The following is an 18,285-nucleotide window of genomic DNA, read 5'->3' on the forward strand; positions in this document are numbered from 1 at the left end:
CCCGGCCCCGACGTCGCCGCCGGCTCACCGACCCATTGCGTGACGCCCCACCCCGCGACGGCGACAAGGACCCACCCCGCAACGAGCCCGTGCACCAGCTGCGGCCTCACGCGGCATCGGCGTCCAGGTGGTCGGGCAGCCCGAACAGCGGGAACCAGCGCGGGGTGTCCAGGAAGCAGTGCATCCCCGTGATCGCACCGTCCTGGATGTCGATGACCTGAACCGCCCACGGTACGAAGCCCGGCCCGTCCGGATTCGGCTTGTAGTGCGCGAACGCGGGCGTGCCGTTCGCCGACGTGGCGACCAGTCGGGAGCCCTCGCAGGCCGCGCCGAAGGACGTCATGAAGCCGGTGATGTCGTCGTGCCCCTGCAGCCAGAGGTCGAACGGCGGCATGGTCATGACGGCGTCCTCGTGGAGGAGCGCGGTCAGCGCCTTCATGTCGTAGCCCTCGAACGCCGCCACATACCGCTCCAGGAGCTTGCGCTGCTCCTCGTCGAGCGGGTCGGCCGCGTCGGCGGTGGCGGCATCGCCCTGGTGGTCGGTCAGCGTGGCCCGGGCCCGCTGGAGGGCGCTGTTGACCGAGGCGACCGAAGTGTCGAGGAGCTCGGCGACCTCGCTCGCCTTCCACGCGAGGACCTCGCGAAGGATCAGCACGGCCCGCTGCTTCGGCGGCAGATGCTGGAGCGCGGCGACGAACGCCAGCCGTACCGACTCACGCGCCACCGCGGCCTCCGCCGGGTCCGCGACCGACGGCAGGATCCGCCCGTCCGGCATCGGCTCCAGCCAGGTGTTCTCCGGCAGCGGATTGAGCGCGGCCTGCGCGAGCGGCGTCGGCCCGGACAGATCGACCGGCCTGGCCCGCTTGTTGCCCGCGTTCAGCATGTCGAGGCAGACGTTCGTCGCGATGCGGTACAGCCAGGACCGCAGCGACGAACGCCCCTCGAACTTCTCGATGTTGCGCCACGCGCGCACCAGGGTGTCCTGGACCGCGTCCTCCGCCTCGAAGGCCGAGCCGAGCATCCGGTAGCAGTAGCCCGTCAGCTCGACCCGGTGTCCCTCCAGACGGCTGTCGATATCGGTCGTCGTCGCTGTCAGATCACTCATCGCTATCGATCCACCCCTGTTGTAGCGCTGCGCTGCGCTGTGACGCCGCTCACTCCAGTACTTCGGAAACTACCGCAGGCCACTGACAACGGGGGCGCGAAGAGCAGAAGCGGTCACGTACCGAGCTTGCGCCCGTACACGTACACGTCGTCGCCGTTCTTCAACAGGTTCCAGTATGACTTCGCGTCGGCGGTGCGCATGTTGACGCAGCCGTGCGAGCCCGGGGGGTTCCACATCTTCACGCCCACCGCGTGGAAGGCCTGCCCACCGTCGAAGAACTGGGAGTACGGCATCGAGACGTGGTAGATCGACGAGACGTGGTTCTTGTGCTTCCAGTAGATCTTCTTGGCCCCGGTCCGGGTCTCGTACCCGTTCCGTCCGGTCCGCACCGGCACCGGTCCGAACTTCAGCTTGCTGCCGTCCTGGATCCAGGTGATCTGCCGGGTGAGGTCGACGCAGGCGATGCGCCCCTTGTTCGTGGGGCACTTCTTGGCCTTGTTCGGAGTCTTCCCGGCTGCCTTCTGCGCGGTCAGCGTCTGCATCGTGCGCCAGGTGACGGGCCCCGCGTAACCGATGGTGGGCGTGACCCCGTACGTGCTCTGGAACGACCGGATCGCCTTGCAGTCGGCGGCCGACTGCTTGCCGTCCACCTTCAGGTGCAGATACTTCTCGGCCTGCTTCTGGTACGGACCCTTGGACGCCGTGCAGGACGCCGCCTGGGCCGTGCCGCCGGTGCCGAGCACGAACGCCGGTACGGCCGTCAGACCGGCGACGGACAGCGCGAGCACGCGCCGCGCCCGCACACCCCGTATGTTCCCCATGACTCCCATAACCGCCAACTCCCCTTCGCGCACAGTGCGATGATTCCGCCTGCTAGACGCGCGTCGGGGAGTGGATGGTTGTGCGCCGAATGTCTCAGTTCTGTACGGAGACGAGTCCGGCCGGCCGCATCCGCTCGGCGCGGGCCGCCCGCGACCCGTACAGCGTGATCGAGACGACACCCAGCACCGCGAGCAGTCCCAGCGCCACCGTGCCCGCCCAGCCCCCGGCGTGGAAGGCGAGCGCGCCGAGCGTGCCGCCGACGCTGGAGCCCAGGTAGTACGCCGACTGGTAGAGCGCCGACGCCTGGGCGCGGCCCGTGGTGGCCGTGCGGCTCACGGAGGACGAGGCGACCGCGTGCCCGGCGAAGAAGCCGGCCGTGATCAGCACCAGGCCGAGGAGTACGGCGGCCAACTGGTCGGCCAGCGAGAGCAGCAGCCCGGCGGCGGTGGTGGAGACGGCGAGGTAGAGCGCACCCCGGCGCCCCAGCCGGCCGACGAGCCGCCCCGCGGCGGCGGAGGACACCGTACCGACCAGATAGACGAGGAAGATGGACCCGACGACACCCTGCGGCAGGCTGAACGGCGCCTCGACGAGCCGGTAGCCGATCACCGTGTAGACCGCGCCGAACACCGTCATGAACAGTGCGCCGATCGCGTACAGCCGACGCAGCAGCGGGTCGGAGAGGTGCCCGCCGACGGTCTTGGCGAGTGCCTTCGGGTTCAGCGAACCGGGGGTGAAGTGCCGGGCCTTGGGAATCATGAAGTGGAAGACGACCGCGCACGCCACGGCCAGCAGCCCGACCGCGCCGAGCGCCGCCCGCCAGCCCCACGCCTGGGCGACCCAGCCGGTGAGGATACGGCCGCTCATCCCGCCGATGCTGTTCCCGGCCACGAACAGCCCGATCGCGGCGACGAGCGCCTTCGGCCGGACCTCCTCCGCCAGGTACGCCATCGCGGAGGCGGGCAGACCGGCGAGCGCGGCGCCCTGGACGGCACGCAGCGCGATCAGCCAGCCCAGCGAGGGCGCGAACGGCACGAACAGCCCCACGGTCACCGCGACCACCAGCGAGGCGGTCATCATCTGCCGCCGGCCGAAGCGCTCGGACAGCGCGCTCAACGGCAGCACACACAGCGCCAGCGCACCTGTCGCGGCGGACACCGTCCAGCTCGCCTGCCCGGCCGTGGCGCCGAAGGACGCGGAGACGGCGGGCAGCAGGGCCTGGGTGGAGTAGAGGAGTGCGAACGTCGCGACACCGGCGGCGAAGAGCGCGAAGCTCATCCGGCGATAGCCGGGGCGTCCGGGCTCAAGCCGCTCTGAAGCGGTGGCTACGGGGGACGACTGGGGCGAGGCGGCCACGATGAGGGTGGACGCCCCGGTACTGGCAGGAGGCATGCCAAGAACGTATGCCGCCTCCTTTCATGCGTCCAATGCACAAACACGCGATAATCAATCCCATGGCGCATCAGTACAGCTCACAGCCTCGGCTGTCACCAAGCAGTTACGAAGAAGACATCCGCGCGGTCCTCGCCCCGCGCCTGGCGTACTTCGAGGCCGTCGCCCGCCACGAACACGTGACCCGCGCCGCGCACGAGCTCGGCGTCCCGCAGTCCACGCTCTCGCGGGCCATGGTCCGCCTGGAACAGGACCTGGGTGTCGCCCTGTTCGCCCGCAAGGGCCGCACGGTCTCCCTCACCCCCGCAGGCCGCACCTTCCTCGGCTCGGCGGAACGGGCACTCGCGGAGGTGGAGAAGGCAGCCGACTCGGTACGCGCCGATGCCGACGCCACCTCCGGCAAGGTCGCCTTCGGCTTCCTCCACACCATGGGCTCGGAAACCGTCCCCGCCCTCATCCGCGCCTTCCGCGTCGACCACCCCCGGGTCCGGTTCCAGCTCGTCCAGAACTACGGCGAGGCCATGCTGGAGCGCCTGCGCGCGGGCGGCCTCGACCTCTGCCTCACCTCACCGGTCCCGGACGCCCCGGACCTCGTCGCCCGCCGCCTGGACGAACAACGCCTGCGCCTGGTCGTCCCCGAGGACCACCGCCTGGCCACCCGCCGCCGTATCCGCCTGGCGGAGGCCGCCGACGAAACCTTCGTCACCCTGGAACCCGGCTACGGCCTGCGCCGCATCACGGACGACCTCTGCACGGAGGCGGGCTTCGTCCCCCGCGTCGCGTTCGAGGGCGAGGAGGCGGAGACCCTGCGCGGCCTGGTCGCGGCCGGCCTGGGCGTGGCGCTGCTCCCGCCTCCGGCGGTGGCCCGCCCCGGAGTGGTGGAACTGACGGTGACGGCACCGCGGGCCGCTCGGGAGATCGGGGTGGCCTGGCTGGACGGGCACCCGGACACCCCGCCGGTGGCGGCGTTCAAGAAGTTCCTGCTGTCGCGGCGGGGACACCTGCTGCCGGACTGAGGGGTGGGCCGAGCCGGTGGCCGGACCGCTCGGCCCGGATCTCCGCGCAGGCCGGGGCGACCGGGGCACCGGCCGGCCCGCGACACCTTCCCTACCGCTTGAAGGTCACCTCGTTCGAGTCCTTGTCGCGGTCGTAGGTGCCGGCGAAGCCCCAGTTCTTCCAGCCCCCGTCACCGTTGTTGATGATGGTGCCGTTCTTGATCGAGAAGATGTCGACCCCGTCCACCACCGCGATGTGTTCCAGCCCGGACACCCCCGAGAAGGAGAGGTCGTTGAAGTTCTTCACCGCGATGATGTTCGTGTCGGGGAAGCTGCGGCTGTACTCGTCGATCAGGGACTGGTTCAGCTCGCCGTCGTCCCCCGGTGCCTTGCCGGAGTAGTCGGTGCCGGGGTACGTCCCCTCCGTGTACTTCGGTGCCCCGTCGTTGAAGTTCACCGACTCCGTTCCCGTGGAGGTGGAATCGGCGTCCAGGTCCGCGGGTTCCGGCTGTTCGAAGGTGGCTTCCTTGCCCTCGCGGGTGGCGTCACCGTAGTAGGCCCAGTTGGTGTAGCCGCCGTCGCCGTCGTTGCTGAACTTGCCCTTGTCGAAGACGTAGACGTCGAACACGGCGCGGCCCGAGTCGATGTCGTTGCCGGTCTCCTCGTCGTGGTACTCGGGCGAGTTCAGCCGGTACCGGCTCTGGTTGATGAACGAGTCCGGCTTGTCGATCCAGTGCGAGGACTGCTCCGAGTGCATCGCGACCACGTTGTAGTCCGGGTAGCAGCGCCGCATGTCGTTCACGAGCATCCGGACCGCCTGGGCCGAACCCTCGTTGTCCAGCGGGGAGTACGTGTTGTAGTAGCGACTGCGGTCGGGCGGCTCCTGGCCCTCGATCTGGCAGCCCTCGTCGCCGGGCTTCCAGTCCTTCTTCCGCTTGGGGCGGGGCGGGGTGTCGAACGTGACGGTGCGCTTGTCGTCGCTCACGTCGAAGTGGCCCTTGAACGCGCGGTTCTTCCAGCCGAGGTCGGCGTCGTCGGCCCAGGTGAACTTGCCCGTCTTGAAGGCGTAGACGCGGTACGTCGTGCCGCTGATCTCCACGGTCGAGATCATCGCCGCGCCGTCCATCTGCTGGAGGTTTCCCTCGTGCGGCTGAGCGATGACGATGTTGTAGTCGGGGAGGCAGTAGGAGAGGTCGTCGAGCGCTGCCTTGACCCGCTTCTCCTTGTTCTTCTCGTTGTTGACCTTGTCGATGACGAAGTTGACCAGGTACGAGTAGCCCCAGGCCGCCGCCGTGCTGGTGGGGCCGTTGCCGGGGACGGAGACCTTCGAGTTCGACGACCGCTCGCGCGGCTCGAAGCACAGGCTGGGGAGCGCATTGCCCGTGTTGTCGGCCGGCTTGTCCGTGGACTCGTCGTCGGGTTTGCCGCCCGGTACACCACCGGACTCGTCGGCCCCGTCGTCGGGGGCGGACGCCGGCTCAATGGATTCGGTGGGATCAGCGGGGTGGGAGTCGTCGTCCCCGTCCTCGTTGACAGCGTTGTCATCCGCGCATTCGCCGCCGCCGCCCGTCGTTGCCGCGATGCGGCAGATCTGCACGTGGGCGGAGCTGGTGATGTCGCCGCCGATGGTCACGGCGACGATTGCGCCGACCACGGCGACCACGACCCCCAGCATGGCGAGGTACTCGATCGCCGACTGCCCCGTGCTCGTGCGTACGCCCTGACGTATCCGTTCACTGCTGTACACGTCTCACCTCGTCGTGGCTCGCCCCCGAGGAACCGGGGGGCGGTAGCCCGCCGGGGTACGAACGTAGCGACGACACTGGGGCCCACGGACAGTGCCCAAAGGCCCATACCAGGGCCCAAATCGGCGAGTGGGCCCATACGGGCACGGCGACCCCGCGAAGCGGGCGCCGGGACCGGCCGTTCGGGCCCGTTCCGGGTTCGGCGCCGGGGAGCCTGCTGCCGGACCGAGAGCGTCAGGCGGTGCGGTTGGCGGCGGACGCGTACGCGGTGAAGTCCGACCATGCGGTGGCGGAGACGGTGAACGGTCGGCGGGTGGTGTCCTTGGAGTCGCGGACGTGAACGGCGTGGGGGCGTAGGGCGACCTCGACGCAGTTGTCGCCGCCGCTGCCGCTGTAACTGCTCTTGAACCAGGCCAGTTCGGTACTCATAGCGCTCCTAGCATCTGCTTCAGCAGGCCCGCCGAGGCCTCGTGACTCAGCGCCTGTGAGCGCATCTTGCCATAGCGCTGGAGCATGGCACTGACCACTTTCGGGTCAGTGAGGAGGGTGCTGCTGTCATGGCCTTCGACGTAGCCGAACCAGCTGTTGGAGGGTGTCTCCGCGAGGTACATCTGCCCGTCGATGCCGGAGTGGTCCGGCTGCCTGAGCGGCATGACGAGAACCTCGACGTTGCGGCGCCCGCCCTGGGTCAGCAGGTTGTCGATGAGGGCGGAGGTGATCTGCTTGCCTCCTAACCGGCGCTCAAGGACGACCTGTTCGATCAGGAACGAGAAGGAGGTGTTGGGTCGTTGGGAAAGAAGATCCTGCCGCGCCAGGCGTGCGGCCACCTGCTGTTCGAACTGCTCCTCCGCGAGTGGTGGGAGCCGCCGGTCGAAGACGGCTCGGATGTACCCCTCGGTCTGGAGCAGTCCAGGGACCCCGCGGCACTCGTACGCGTACAGAGTGATGGCTTCCTCCTCGATCCCCGCCCACTGCTGGAACCAGGAGGCCAGCCCCGCCCTCCTCCGCAGGCTCCGCGCCGCAGCGCCGAGGACCTTGCCCGCGACGGGCCCGAGAGCGTCCGCCGCCCGCTCCGGAAGATTCTCCGGCGGGAACCGCTTGCCCTGTTCGATCTTGGCGATGTAGGCGGGCGAGTACTGCACGCGGGGCGCGAACTCGTCCTGGGTGAGGCCGGCGGCCTCGCGCAGGGCCTTTATGACCGCACCGAACGTCCGCAGACTGTCGGACAGTTCGGGCTCGCCGCCCGCCGTGGTGCTCTCATGGTCCGCCGTCATCGCCGCCCCGTCTTCCGCGCATCGATCAACTCGACAATGATCACGGACGGTTACCCACCCCGTCCAGAGCGTCAACCCATACAGGTGGATCTGTATGGGCGTCGTTCCTGCTGGAAGCATGGGGTGAGACGGAACGCTTGGCGCATGACAGCACTGCAAGCCCAACCACCCCTGACCGTGCGTGTGTTCGTCCAGAGGTGTTCCGCCACCCGCCTGGGCGCGACCCTCGCGCGGCGGCTGGCCGTATGGAAGCTCGACGTCTGGGGGATCGCGTACGGAACCCCGTTCTCCGACGACGTGGCTCTCCTTGTTGCGGAGCTCGCGGCGAACTCCGTCCTGCACGGACGGGTCCCGGGGCGCGACTTCGAGCTGCGGCTCTCGTACGCGTACGGGACCGGAGTCGTACGGGTCGAGATCTCCGACACCCACGAGGCGCGACCGGACCCAGCCGCCGTGCCCCCGCCCGGCCCGGAGGCGGACGGGGGCAGGGGCCTCGTCATCGTCGAGGGGATCGCCGCCCGGTGGGGCGTGACCGACCGGGTCGGGCCGGGCAAGACCGTGTGGGCGGAGACGGAGACGGAGCCGGTTGCCCGGTGAGGACCGGATGCGGGCGAAGTCCGTCAGGAGAGCGGCTCGTGGTTGGCCCAGACGACCTTGTAGGGGTGGCGGGACTGCCAGCGCTTGATGACGTCCTCGAGTCCGGGGGTCGTGAACGAGGCGTTGAGCGTGTCGAGGTCGGCGAGGGCGAGCTGCACGATCGCGGTGGCAGTGGGCACGGGGCTGTGGTCTTCAGCGGGTACACGGATGTGGTGCGACGCCGCGAACGCCTGGATCTGCCCGGAGTCGCACATGACCTGTTCGATGTCTTTGAGGAACTGATCCAGCTCGGTGTCCGGGATGGAGTCAGTGAAGGAGACGATCATTGTGTGGTGAATCATGGGTCAATCGAACCTCGTCCCATGAATGAAGTCCAAGGCCGATTGATTAATCGGCGATAACCTGGGGGCATGGTTGATCTGGAGACGCGTGAGCTCGAGTACTTCGTCGCGATCGCCGAGGAGCTGCACTTCGGCCATGCCGCCGCGCGCCTCGCCATCGCTCAGCCGGCGCTGTCGAAAGCGATTCAGCGTGTCGAATCGCGGCTCGGCGTTCAGCTGCTCGTGCGCTCCAGCCGTCGCGTCGCGCTGACGCCGGCCGGGGAGGCGTTGCTGCATCACGGCCGCCACGCGCTCAACGCGGTGAGCGCTGCGGCGCAGAGCGCGCGCCGGGCCGGTGACGTCCAGGCGCAGCTGCGGCTGGTGATCAAGCCGGGTGGTGATGCCAACCTGCTGTCCGGGATCCTTGCCGCGTATGCCGGACAGCCCGATGCGCGCAGGGTGGACGTCCTGTTCGGCGGTGCCACCGACCGCGCCGACTATCTGCGTGACGGCAGAGCCGATGTGGCGCTGCTGTACGCGCCGTTCGACGACCTCACGGGGCTGGAGTCCGAGACGCTGTTCGTCGAGGGGCGCGTGGCGATTCTGCCGCGGGGCCACCGGCTGGCCTCGCGCAGCGAGCTGCGCATGGCCGACCTGGAGCACGAGACGCTGCCGCGCTGGAAGGGGGTGCCTGACGGCGGGACCGGCCCGGAGATCGTGGACGTGGCGCAGATGACTCAGCTGATCATGCTCGGACGGACGATCGCGATCCTCCCGCGCTCGTCCGTCGAACCCGTTCACCCGGGGCTGGTCTGCAAGCCGGTGATCGATGCGGCGCCCAGCCGTCTGGTCGTCGCTTGGTCGCAGCTCGACCACCGGCCGCTCGTCGCCTCGTTCGTCGACGCGGCGGTTGCCGCGAGCCGGTCGCAGTCCGACCCGGCGTCGAGCCGGGGGGCGGGCCTTTCGCCGGGCGAGCGGGCTGGGTAGGTATCGCTATCGGGCGACGTGCCCCAGCGGCGTGCGGAAATCCGCCGCTCCGCCAGGGAACGCGCACACGATGCCCGCCGGCGGATGCGGCAGGCGGCGCGCTGGGCCGGCCACCGGCAGCTCCGCGACCTGTCATGGCCGAGGCGAGGCCGCGTCCAGGAGAGCACGGCCGGCCTTGGTGAGCTCGTGTGTGGCCGTGCGACCGACCCGGCTGCTGTCGATCAACCCGGCGTCCCGCAGGATCGCCAGGTGTTCGCTGGCCGTCGGAGGAGTGACGCTCACCAGTCCGGCCACAACGGTCGTCTGCAGCGGAGTGGCGAGCGCGGCCAGGATCCTCGATCGTGTCACCCCCAGAAGACGGTCCAGCGACTTCGGAGTGGGAGGCGCCGCCCAGAGGTACCGCCCGGACGCCGGGTAATAGATCGCCGGAGCCCAGTGGTCCGAAGTGGTGCACTGCATCCGGTCGGTGATGAACAGTGACGGTACGAGAATGAGTCCCGCCGGGCAGTCGACGTCGATGTCGACGGACTTCTCGACGTTGATGGTGTGGCCCCCGCACGCAGCGGAGGAGTGCAGCCGGGGAAGGACTGCGCGCAGCCCCTCGCGGTTGACCTGGATGGCCCGATCCAGCATCTCGGCACGCAGCGCCTGCCGCATGGACGGCCATTCCGGTTCGACAACTTCCTTCCAGAGGCGGCGCAACGCATCGGCCGCCTCGGATCTGGCTCGGTCGGGGTCCTCGAGCAGCCGGCGGGCCGTCTCTGCCCCGTGCCCCTTCGCAGCGTCGACCAGCTCGGCATACGTCTCGTCCGCGGGGGCGGCGAGAAGGGCATCCACGCCTTCCTCGAACGTCGGCTCACTGGACATCGGCGATGGGTCGAGGAAGTCGGGTCGATACGCGCCATCGGCCATGAAGACCGTGAGCGCCCTCAGGTCCAGTTGCGAGAGACGGTGGCGGCGGCGGCGAAGCCATGGGTGGAACATCGGATGACGCTGCGGTTCGGTCAAGAGCTGGGCGAGACCGACCACTTCGTGGATCGGCGACATCGCCCACCGTACGCTCGCAGCACCGGCGCCCAATCGGTAGCGGATCACTCCACCATTGTTAGGCCACGGCCGAAGTGAGCGCGAGCAGAACGGCGAAGCCCCGAGACTCGGGTCATGACCGACACCGAGTCGACAGCCCAAGTTCCCGAGGCGCCCGAGCGAGCCCGACAGACGCGGACGATCCGGCTGGGCGCCGGCGGATCGACCATCGAAGTGCTCGCGGGTCCGGCGGAGACCAGCGGGACCGTGAGCATCTACCGGTGGCGCATGTCGCCCTCCAGCCGGGGACCTGCCCCGCACTTTCACACGACGTTCGGCGAGACCTTCATCGTCGAAGAAGGTGAAGTCGACCACTTCGACGGGCGGGCCTGGCGAACACTGCGGCCCGGCGACACCGCGCACGCCGCGGTGGGTGACGTCCACGCCCTCCGGAAGGTGCGCGCCGAACCTGCCACCCTCCTGATGGCGCTCTCGCCAGGCGTACCGCGGGAGGAGTACTTCGCGCAGCTCGCCACCGTGGACGAGCGGGACCTGAGCCGGCTTCACGCAGACCACGACAACCACTTCACCGACGACGACGAGCGGTGAGGGCAGCGGCAACGGCCCGCGCCCCCCCGACCCACCCCACGATCTGGAGCAGCCGACGGCGAGGCGTTCGCCTCGTCCGGCGCCGGCACCCCTCGGTGAGATCACGCTCACCGTCGCCCGATCACCCCGTTCCCCACGCGTCCACCAGCGTCCACCAGCAAAGGATTCACTGTGCCCAGCATCGCCATCGTCGGAGCCGGCCCCGGTATGGGCCTGGCCATCGCCCGTACCTTCGGCTCCCACGGCTTCGACGTCGCTCTCCTCGCCCGCAACCGCGACAAGCTCGAAGACCTGGTCGGCCGGCTTGCCGCCGAAGGCATCGCCGCCGCCGCGTTTCCCGCGGACGTACTCGACCATGACGCGCTCACCCGGGCGCTCAAGGACGCCGCCGCCCGCTTCGACGGCGTTGACGTCCTGGAGTACTCCCCGGGTGGGAGCCTCGAATCCGCGCCGCTCACCGCTCCGTCCGAGACCCACCCGTCCGATGTGCAGTGGGCGATGGACTTCCTCCTCTACGGGGCCATTGCCGCCACACGGGCCGTGCTGCCCGCGATGCGCGAGGCAGGCGCGGGCACCTTGCTCTACACCAACGGCGCCGGCTCGGTCGACCCCACTCCGATGCTCGGCAACCTCAACGCCGCCCAGGCCGCGCTGCGCAACTGGGTCCTCGGCCTGCACAAGGAACTGGCCGGCACCGGCGTCCAGGCCGCGCACGTCGCCATCGGCGCGTGGATCGGCACGGACGGCCCGCCCGGACTGCCGTCGGCCTCGGCCGAGGAGGTCGCCCCCCTCTACTGGGACCTGCACACGCGGCGGGACGAAGTCGAGCGCGTCTTCACCGTGTGACGCCAAGTGGGCCGCCGGCCGGCTTGAGGGCCTGGGACGCCGTGCGCCCGGCCTCGCGTCGGCGCCGGGCCCACCTCACCCCCGCAACGACTCCCCGAACCCCGCCGCCAGCGGCATCCGCAGTCCCAGCGGCGGCGGAGCCGCCAGTGCGTCGGCGACCGGGCGGGCGTAGCCGCGGCCGAAGAGGGAGCCGCGGACGAAGTCGGCGGCCAGGGCGGCTACTTCGGTGTGGTGCTGGCGTAGTGCGTGGCCGTCCGAGTGCACCTCGAAGCGGCATGTGTCGCGGTTGGACTTCTTGGCGCGTTCCGCGAGGCGGAAGGAGAGCTCGGGGTCCGAGTGGGCGTCGTTCGTGCCGTGGACCAGCAGGACCTGACGGCCGACCAGGTGTTTGACCGGTTCCGGTTCGGCGTCCGGGTCGCCGGGGAGCCAGGGGGCCATGGCGAGGACCGAGGTGACCGCCGGGTGGCCGCCCGCGCGGAGGGCCGCGCGGCCGCCCATGCCGTGGCCGGCCAGGCAGACCGGGATGTCGCCGTAGCGGCGTACGGCCTCGTCCACCGCCCATTCGGCGTCCGCCGCGAGGTGGGCGTCCGTGGTGTTCCAGCCGCGGCAGCGGTAGTGGACGACGTGGATGGCGAGGCCGTCGGTGCCGCCGGCGCGGGCCAGGGAGCGGGCCAGGGGGAGCCGGCGGGCGTAGGAGAGAGGGGAGGGGCGGCGGTACGAGTAGGGCTCGCCGTCCGGGAGCAGCAGGACCACGCCGCTGACCGCGGTGGATGCTCCGGCCGTCCTGACGGCCCGTCCCAGCCTTGCAGCAGGCAGGGGGAGTGCGCGCTGTGCCATGACGTAACAGTGTCAGAAAGGCAGGTGTACGCCACCCGTATTCGCGGTCTCTGTTACGTATCGGCGAGCCGCGCCCAGCGGCGCTCTACGCGCGTAGGCGCTACAGTGCGTGGATGATGAGCCCGACCCTCAATGTGCCCGGCCAGGATCAGATCCGGCGTGCCCCCAAGGTCCTTCTCCACGACCACCTCGACGGCGGCCTGCGCCCCGGGACGATCGTCGACCTCGCGGCGGTCAATGGTTACGACGGACTCCCGGAGAGCGATCCCGACAAGCTCGGTATCTGGTTCCGGGAAGCCGCCGACTCCGGGTCGCTGGAGCGGTATCTGGAGACCTTCGCCCATACCTGCGCCGTCATGCAGACCCGTGACGCCCTGGTCAGGGTCGCCGCCGAGTGTGCGGAGGACCTGGCTGCCGACGGTGTCGTCTATGCCGAGATCCGGTACGCCCCCGAGCAGCACCTCGAAGCCGGTCTGAGCCTCGAAGAGGTCGTCGAGGCCGTCAACGAGGGCTTCCGCGAGGGTGAGCGCCGGGCGCGCCAGGACGGCAACCGGATCAGGGTGGGTGCGCTGCTCACCGCGATGCGGCACGCCGCGCGTTCGCTGGAGATCGCCGAACTGGCCAACCGCTACCGCGAGCAGGGCGTCGTCGGCTTCGACATCGCGGGCGCCGAGGCGGGCTTCCCGCCCACCCGGCACCTCGACGCCTTCGAGTACCTCAAGCGCGAGAACAACCACTTCACCATCCACGCCGGTGAGGCCTTCGGCCTGCCGTCGATCTGGCAGGCCATCCAGTGGTGCGGCGCCGACCGGCTCGGTCACGGTGTCCGCATCATCGACGACATCGAGGTCGCCGAGGACGGCAGTGTGAAGCTCGGCCGCCTCGCCTCCTACGTACGGGACAAGCGCATCCCGCTGGAGCTCTGCCCGACGTCGAATCTCCAGACCGGTGCCGCGGCCTCGTACGCCGAGCACCCGATCGGGCTGCTGCGCCGGCTCCACTTCCGGGCCACCGTGAACACGGACAACCGGCTGATGAGCGGGACGAGCATGAGTCAGGAATTCGAGAAGCTGACCGAGACCTTCGGATACACGCTCGAAGACATGCAGTGGTTCACCGTCAATGCGATGAAATCAGCATTCATTCCTTTCGATGAACGTCTGGCGATGATCAGTGACGTCATCAAGCCCGGATATGCCGAGCTGAAGTCCGAATGGCTCTTCGAGCAGACCGCTGCGACCAGCGTGTCTACCTCGGTCGCCGGCTGATCGAGCGTCGTGGGAAAACGGCCGGGAGCGTGATTCCCGGCCGTTTTCCGTGTTCTTCGATGTTTGCGGGACGGGCATGCGGCTGATTACGTTGCAGAGCCGCTCACATCCCCTTCCCCAAGGATGAATTTCACATGAAGCAGTCTGCTGCCAGGACTCTCGGCGTCGCCGCTCTCGGTGCCGCTTTCGCCGCTGCCGCCGCCGGTACGGCGTCGGCCTCCGCGCTGCCGCTGGACGCCGCGACCAGCGCCCTGCCCGTGGCCGGCGCCCTGGCGAACGCCACGTCGACCCTGCCGGTCCAGGACACCGCCACGGAGCTCCTCGGCACCAGCCAGACGAAGGTCCTGGGCGACGTCACCGCCCCGGCCAAGGGCCTCCTCGGCGGTATGCCCGCCGGTGGTCTGACGACCAGCGGCCTGTCGGCCAACGGGCTGCCGCTCGGCCGCTGAGAACCCCTTCGCACGCGCCTGTGGGCGGATCCCCGGAACTGGGGGTCCGCCCACAGGCGCGTGCGTACGCGGATCAGTGGATCAGGGGGTCAGTGGATCACCAGGCGGTCGCTGACGATGCCTTCTCCTCGGGGAGCAGCAGCCACAGTGCCAGGTAGAGCAGGAACTGCGGGCCCGGCAGCAGGCACGAGACGACGAAGATGACGCGCATCGTCCTCGCGGAGGTGCCGAAGCGCCGTGCCAGCGCTGCGCACACTCCGCCGAGCATGCGTCCGTCACGGGGGCGGGCAAGTGCGGCCATGGTGGGCTCCTTCGCGAACCGTTGCTGAGGGAGCGGTCCGTTGCGCTCCCGGTGTATCCAGGATGGCTCGCGCAACGGGGCAAAGCGTCGCTCTACGGGGCGATCCCGACCCCGGAAATCGTCGGGGTCGACCCCTGAGATCCCTGAGATCCCTGAGACCCGTGCGAGGTCCGAGACCCGTGCGAGGTCCGAGACCCGTGCGAGGTCCGAGACCCGTGCGAGGTCCGGGCCGCCCCGTGGCAGGCCCGGGGCAGCGAGCGGCGGCGGCGCGCCCGCCAGGCCGGGACGATCAGGACGTGGGCGAGCCCGACGCCGACGGTGTTCAGGATCAGCGAGTCGACGTCGACGACCTGGCCGGGCACCCCGGTCTGGCCCAGTTCGATGGCCAGCGAGATCAGCGCCCCGGCCGCGACCGTACGGGCCAGCGAGGACCACGGCGAGACGAGGAGCCGGCCCCCGGCCAGCGGCAGCAGCACGCCCAGGGGCGCCAGCAGCAGGAGTTCCCTGCCGATGCGGTGGGCGGCGGCGACCGGGCCCAGGGACAGGTCGGCCTTGATGCCGGCGAACGGCTGGAGGTTGGCGGCCGTCATCCACGGCACGTCCAGCGGGCGCAGAGTCAGCCACCCGACGAGCAGCAGATGCGCGAGGAGGAGCGATACTCCGACCGCGCGGAAGCGGATGACGGTCTGGCCGCCCGAACCTTGACGCACGCCACCCAAGACGCGGGCAGCGGCAGGATCGGTTCCGCTCGGGTGGGGGAGACCTGGCTCACCCCGCCCGGCGAGCCCGTCCCGGGCCCGCTCAGGGCAGTGCGGCCGTGCCCTTCGTCGGTACGGCCTTCGGGCTGGCCTTCGTCTCCGTGGTGCACACGTAGCCGCGCGGGGCGTAACTCCCCGGGCCGCCGAGCGTGACCGGGCCGTCGGGGACGAGCGCCTCGCTCTCGGCGTACGTACAGACGATCTGCGCCAGGGCCTCGGACGGCAGGTCCTCCGGCTGCACGCTGAGACGCAGCGTGCCCTTCGGGTCGCCCGCGACGGGGCCGGTGACCCGGAGCGTGCCGGGCACGTGGGTGGAGAAGCCCGCCTGCTCCTCCGTGCTCGGCGGATCCTGGCGCAGTTCCTCCAGGAGGGCCCGGGCGATCCGGAGCCGGTCCGAGGTCGTCTCCTGTACCTGCACGGTGCGGTCGACGGTGACCAGTTCCGAGGCGCAGACCAGATAGATCTGTACGGGGATGCCCTGCTGGGCCTGGGCGGCGATGTCCTCCGCCGGCATGGCGCACGGCACCCGGGACGGGGCCGGGCCCGCGTCGACGGGTACCGAGGTCGTCCTGATGCCGCAACCCGCCGCCAGTACGGCGCAGAGCGCGGCAGCGGCCAGAGCCGCGGCGCGGCGGCCACCCCGACGTGATGCGGCAGCGGCCGGCGCCGCGGCGGGGCGGGGGCCCCGGCGTTCGGTGGGCGTCACGTCGCGTCGTCCTCCTCGTCCGGGATCTCGGCGTCGTGACCCTCGGTGGTGCGGTTCAGCGCCTCCGCGTCGCGCGGCAGGCGCAGGACGAATATCGCGCCGTCGCCGTCCGGCGAGTTGGCGGCGGTGATGTCGCCGCCGTGGATGTGCGCGTTCTCCATGGCGATCGAGAGCCCCAGGCCGCTGCCCTCGGAGCGGGGGCGGGAGGCGCTGGCCTTGTAGAAGCGGTCGAAGACGTGCGGCAGCACGTCCTCGGGGATGCCGGGGCCGTGGTCGCGCACTTCGATGACGAGGTCGTCGCCCTCGGTCCGTACCGTGACCCGTACCGGCGAACCGCCGTGCTTCAGCGCGTTGCCGATCAGGTTGGCCAGGATCACGTCGAGCCGGCGCGGATCGAGGCGGACCATCATGCCGCGTTCGGCGTCCAGGTCCACCGCGTCCAGCCAGGCGCGGACGTCGATGCAGGCCGTCACCTGGTCGGCGACGTCGACGGTGTCGGTGACGAGACGGGCCGTGCCCGCGTCGAAGCGGGTGACCTCCATCAGGTTCTCCACCAGGTCGTTGAGGCGCCGGGTCTCGCTGACCACCAGGTGCACGGCGGGCGCGATCATCGGGTCGAGGCTGTCGGCCTCGTCCTCCAGCACCTCGGCGACCGCGGTGATCGCGGTGAGCGGGGTGCGCAGTTCGTGCGACATGTCGGCGACGAAGCGGCGGCTGGACTCCTCCCGCGCGCTCATGTCCGCGACCTTCTTCTCCAGGGAGCTCGCCGTCCTGTTGAACGTTCTGGAGAGATCGGCCAGTTCATCGGTGCCGGACACCACGAGCCGGGTGTCGAGCTTGCCTTCGCCGAGCTTGCGGGCGGCGTCGCCGAGCCGCTGCACGGGACGCAGCACCGTCGTCGCCGCGGCCTGGGCCAGGAGGGCGGAGCCGACCAGGGCCAGGGCGGTGGCGATCCCCAGGGACCAGGCGAGGGAGTTGAGGTCCTGCCGTTCCTGGTCGAGGGACTTGAGCATGTAACCGGTCGGGCCGCCGCCGATGATCTTCGTACCGGCGACGAGGTACGGCGTGCCGCGGATCGAGGTCCGCTGCCAGAACAGGTGGTACTGGTACTTGTTGCCCGCCTTGACCGGCTGCTTCTTGTCGACCTGCTTCTGCAGCGACACCGGCACGTTGTCACGGGTGAAGGTGTCCAGGTCGGAGTTGCCGACGATCGGCTTGCCGGGGTCGCGCTCGTCGATCAGCAGCACGCTGTAGCCGGGGCTGCTGCTCGCCATCTGTACGGCGGCGGTCTGCAGGTCCTCCCTGGTGGGGTTCAGCGGCAGCGAGGCCGCCCGGCTCTGCATCTCCTGACGGAAGTCCCCGAGCGCGGAGTCCTGGGTACGCGTCAGCACCGCCTCGCGGTTCAGCCAGTACGCGATCCCGGACGCGGACACCGCGGCGGTCAGCGCGACCAGCGCGAACACGACGACGAGCCGCAGCCGCAGGCTGGTCCAGCGGAGCCCGGCGAGCAGGCTCCGCCGCACAGCCGTGCTCACTGCGGCGAGTCCAGCCGGTATCCCACGCCCCGCACGGTACGGATCAGGGTCGGCGAGGACGGCACGTCCTCCACCTTCGCGCGCAGCCGCTGGACACAGGCGTCCACCAGCCGGGAGTCACCGAGGTAGTCGTGCTCCCACACGAGGCGCAGCAACTGCTGCCGGGACAGGGCCTGGCCCGGCCGGCGGCTCAGTTCCAGCAGGAGACGCAGCTCGGTCGGCGTGAGCTGCAGGTCCTCCCCGTTCTTGGTCACGGTCATGGCGGACCGGTCGATCACCACGCTGCCGAACGTCGCGGAGTCCGTGGACTCCCGTTCACCGCGGCGCAGTACCGCGCGGATACGGGCGTCGAGCACCCGGCCCTGCACGGGTTTCACCACATAGTCGTCGGCACCGGACTCCAGACCGACCACGACGTCGATGTCGTCGCTCCGAGCGGTCAGCAGGATGATCGGCAGCTGGTCGGTGCGCCGGATGCGCCGGCACACCTCGAAACCGTCGATCCCGGGCAGCATCACATCCAGTACGACCAGGTCAGGTCGCTGCTCGCGCAGCAGGTTGAGGCCGTCCTCTCCCGTCGCCGCGGTGGCCACACGGTGGCCCTGGCGAGACAGCGAGAGTTCGAGGGCCGTGCGGATGGCGTCGTCGTCCTCGATCAGCAACAGGAAAGGCACGCTGGTCATTCTGACCCATGGGGGTGCCCTAGTTCGACA

The 18,285-nt window shown here is 70.0% G+C and carries 21 protein-coding genes; 7 read left to right on the forward strand and 14 right to left on the reverse strand.

Translation table 11 applies throughout. From position 1 onward, the window contains the following. Positions 1 to 106: 106 nt before the first annotated feature. The 3 genes from ACIBJG_RS14410 to ACIBJG_RS14420 all read right to left on the reverse strand — a co-directional run bounded on the left by ACIBJG_RS14410 (position 107) and on the right by ACIBJG_RS14420 (position 3,319). Entirely contained in the window at positions 107 to 1,105 is a 999-nt protein-coding gene (locus ACIBJG_RS14410; protein WP_399307802.1) for a sigma-70 family RNA polymerase sigma factor, read from the reverse strand. Between the two features lie 113 nt (positions 1,106 to 1,218). Further along, positions 1,219 to 1,926, reverse strand: a complete 708-nt coding sequence (locus tag ACIBJG_RS14415) for a L,D-transpeptidase family protein (protein ID WP_399307803.1) — start codon at positions 1,924 to 1,926, stop codon at positions 1,219 to 1,221. A 94-nt stretch (positions 1,927 to 2,020) separates the two neighbouring features. Further along, positions 2,021 to 3,319, reverse strand: a complete 1,299-nt coding sequence (locus tag ACIBJG_RS14420) for an MFS transporter (protein ID WP_399307804.1) — start codon at positions 3,317 to 3,319, stop codon at positions 2,021 to 2,023. Positions 3,320 to 3,381: 62 nt separating this feature from the next. Between ACIBJG_RS14420 and ACIBJG_RS14425 the strand changes: the two genes are divergently transcribed. After that, the gene (locus tag ACIBJG_RS14425) at positions 3,382 to 4,335 is read left to right on the forward strand and encodes a LysR family transcriptional regulator (protein ID WP_399307805.1); all 954 of its coding nucleotides are present in this window, start codon (positions 3,382 to 3,384) and stop codon (positions 4,333 to 4,335) included. 91 nt (positions 4,336 to 4,426) lie between these two features. On the opposite strand, the gene ACIBJG_RS14430 is transcribed toward ACIBJG_RS14425, so the two are convergent. The 3 genes from ACIBJG_RS14430 to ACIBJG_RS14440 form a co-directional block, all read right to left on the reverse strand. Continuing rightward, the gene (locus ACIBJG_RS14430; protein WP_399307806.1) at positions 4,427 to 6,061 is read right to left on the reverse strand and encodes a hypothetical protein; all 1,635 of its coding nucleotides are present in this window, start codon (positions 6,059 to 6,061) and stop codon (positions 4,427 to 4,429) included. A 232-nt stretch (positions 6,062 to 6,293) separates the two neighbouring features. Then, a complete protein-coding gene (locus ACIBJG_RS14435; protein ID WP_399307807.1) occupies positions 6,294 to 6,488 on the reverse strand; it encodes a DUF397 domain-containing protein in 195 nt (64 codons plus the stop codon). Further along, the gene (locus ACIBJG_RS14440) at positions 6,485 to 7,333 is read right to left on the reverse strand and encodes a helix-turn-helix domain-containing protein (RefSeq protein ID WP_399307808.1); all 849 of its coding nucleotides are present in this window, start codon (positions 7,331 to 7,333) and stop codon (positions 6,485 to 6,487) included. The genes ACIBJG_RS14435 and ACIBJG_RS14440 overlap by 4 nt, the downstream gene beginning before the upstream one ends. A 144-nt stretch (positions 7,334 to 7,477) precedes the next feature. On the opposite strand from ACIBJG_RS14440, the gene ACIBJG_RS14445 reads away from it, so the two are divergent. Further along, positions 7,478 to 7,930, forward strand: coding sequence for an ATP-binding protein (locus ACIBJG_RS14445; RefSeq protein WP_399307809.1), 453 nt, complete (start codon positions 7,478 to 7,480; stop codon positions 7,928 to 7,930). A 23-nt stretch (positions 7,931 to 7,953) separates the two neighbouring features. Here ACIBJG_RS14445 and ACIBJG_RS14450 read toward each other — a convergent pair whose 3' ends face one another. Beyond that, a complete protein-coding gene (locus tag ACIBJG_RS14450; RefSeq protein WP_399307810.1) occupies positions 7,954 to 8,271 on the reverse strand; it encodes a hypothetical protein in 318 nt (105 codons plus the stop codon). A gap of 69 nt (positions 8,272 to 8,340) precedes the next feature. Here ACIBJG_RS14450 and ACIBJG_RS14455 point away from each other — a divergent pair, with 69 nt between their 5' ends. Further along, positions 8,341 to 9,237: a LysR family transcriptional regulator gene (locus ACIBJG_RS14455; RefSeq protein ID WP_399307811.1), complete on the forward strand. Its 897-nt coding sequence runs from the start codon at positions 8,341 to 8,343 to the stop codon at positions 9,235 to 9,237. A 132-nt stretch (positions 9,238 to 9,369) separates the two neighbouring features. Here the strand turns inward: ACIBJG_RS14455 and ACIBJG_RS14460 are convergent, their stop codons facing one another. Beyond that, positions 9,370 to 10,284: a DUF5937 family protein gene (locus ACIBJG_RS14460; RefSeq protein ID WP_399307812.1), complete on the reverse strand. Its 915-nt coding sequence runs from the start codon at positions 10,282 to 10,284 to the stop codon at positions 9,370 to 9,372. Between the two features lie 114 nt (positions 10,285 to 10,398). Here ACIBJG_RS14460 and ACIBJG_RS14465 point away from each other — a divergent pair, with 114 nt between their 5' ends. Both ACIBJG_RS14465 and ACIBJG_RS14470 read left to right on the forward strand, forming a co-directional pair. Continuing rightward, a complete protein-coding gene (locus tag ACIBJG_RS14465) occupies positions 10,399 to 10,872 on the forward strand; it encodes a cupin domain-containing protein (RefSeq protein WP_399307813.1) in 474 nt (157 codons plus the stop codon). 171 nt (positions 10,873 to 11,043) lie between these two features. Further along, positions 11,044 to 11,718 carry an SDR family NAD(P)-dependent oxidoreductase gene (locus tag ACIBJG_RS14470; RefSeq protein ID WP_399307814.1) on the forward strand — a complete coding sequence of 225 codons (675 nt, stop codon included), beginning with the start codon at positions 11,044 to 11,046 and terminating at the stop codon, positions 11,716 to 11,718. 75 nt (positions 11,719 to 11,793) lie between these two features. Here ACIBJG_RS14470 and ACIBJG_RS14475 read toward each other — a convergent pair whose 3' ends face one another. After that, a complete protein-coding gene (locus tag ACIBJG_RS14475; RefSeq protein ID WP_399307815.1) occupies positions 11,794 to 12,555 on the reverse strand; it encodes an alpha/beta hydrolase in 762 nt (253 codons plus the stop codon). A gap of 113 nt (positions 12,556 to 12,668) precedes the next feature. Here ACIBJG_RS14475 and ACIBJG_RS14480 point away from each other — a divergent pair, with 113 nt between their 5' ends. Together ACIBJG_RS14480 and ACIBJG_RS14485 are read left to right on the forward strand one after the other, a co-directional pair. Beyond that, entirely contained in the window at positions 12,669 to 13,823 is a 1,155-nt protein-coding gene (locus ACIBJG_RS14480; protein ID WP_399307816.1) for an adenosine deaminase, read from the forward strand. Positions 13,824 to 13,957: 134 nt separating this feature from the next. Beyond that, positions 13,958 to 14,272: a hypothetical protein gene (locus tag ACIBJG_RS14485; RefSeq protein ID WP_326738299.1), complete on the forward strand. Its 315-nt coding sequence runs from the start codon at positions 13,958 to 13,960 to the stop codon at positions 14,270 to 14,272. Between the two features lie 97 nt (positions 14,273 to 14,369). Here the strand turns inward: ACIBJG_RS14485 and ACIBJG_RS14490 are convergent, their stop codons facing one another. From ACIBJG_RS14490 to afsQ1, 5 genes are all read right to left on the reverse strand, one after another. Further along, on the reverse strand, positions 14,370 to 14,573 hold the full coding sequence (locus tag ACIBJG_RS14490; protein ID WP_399307817.1) for a PspC domain-containing protein: 204 nt from the start codon (positions 14,571 to 14,573) through the stop codon (positions 14,370 to 14,372). Between the two features lie 92 nt (positions 14,574 to 14,665). Beyond that, positions 14,666 to 15,283: a VanZ family protein gene (locus ACIBJG_RS14495; protein WP_399307818.1), complete on the reverse strand. Its 618-nt coding sequence runs from the start codon at positions 15,281 to 15,283 to the stop codon at positions 14,666 to 14,668. 91 nt (positions 15,284 to 15,374) lie between these two features. Then, positions 15,375 to 16,037 (reverse strand): hypothetical protein, encoded by a 663-nt coding sequence (locus ACIBJG_RS14500; protein ID WP_399307819.1) that lies wholly within the window; start codon positions 16,035 to 16,037, stop codon positions 15,375 to 15,377. Next, entirely contained in the window at positions 16,034 to 17,572 is a 1,539-nt protein-coding gene (locus ACIBJG_RS14505; RefSeq protein WP_399307820.1) for an ATP-binding protein, read from the reverse strand. Before ACIBJG_RS14505 ends, ACIBJG_RS14500 begins: the two co-directional genes overlap by 4 nt. Continuing rightward, complete coding sequence (gene afsQ1 / locus ACIBJG_RS14510) at positions 17,569 to 18,246, reverse strand: two-component system response regulator AfsQ1 (RefSeq protein ID WP_185095372.1); 678 nt, start codon at positions 18,244 to 18,246, stop codon at positions 17,569 to 17,571. Before afsQ1 ends, ACIBJG_RS14505 begins: the two co-directional genes overlap by 4 nt. Between the last annotated feature and the right edge of the window lie 39 nt (positions 18,247 to 18,285).

It is taken from the genome of Streptomyces sp. NPDC050422, assembly GCF_044458665.1.
Taxonomy (GTDB): Bacteria; Actinomycetota; Actinomycetes; order Streptomycetales; family Streptomycetaceae; genus Streptomyces.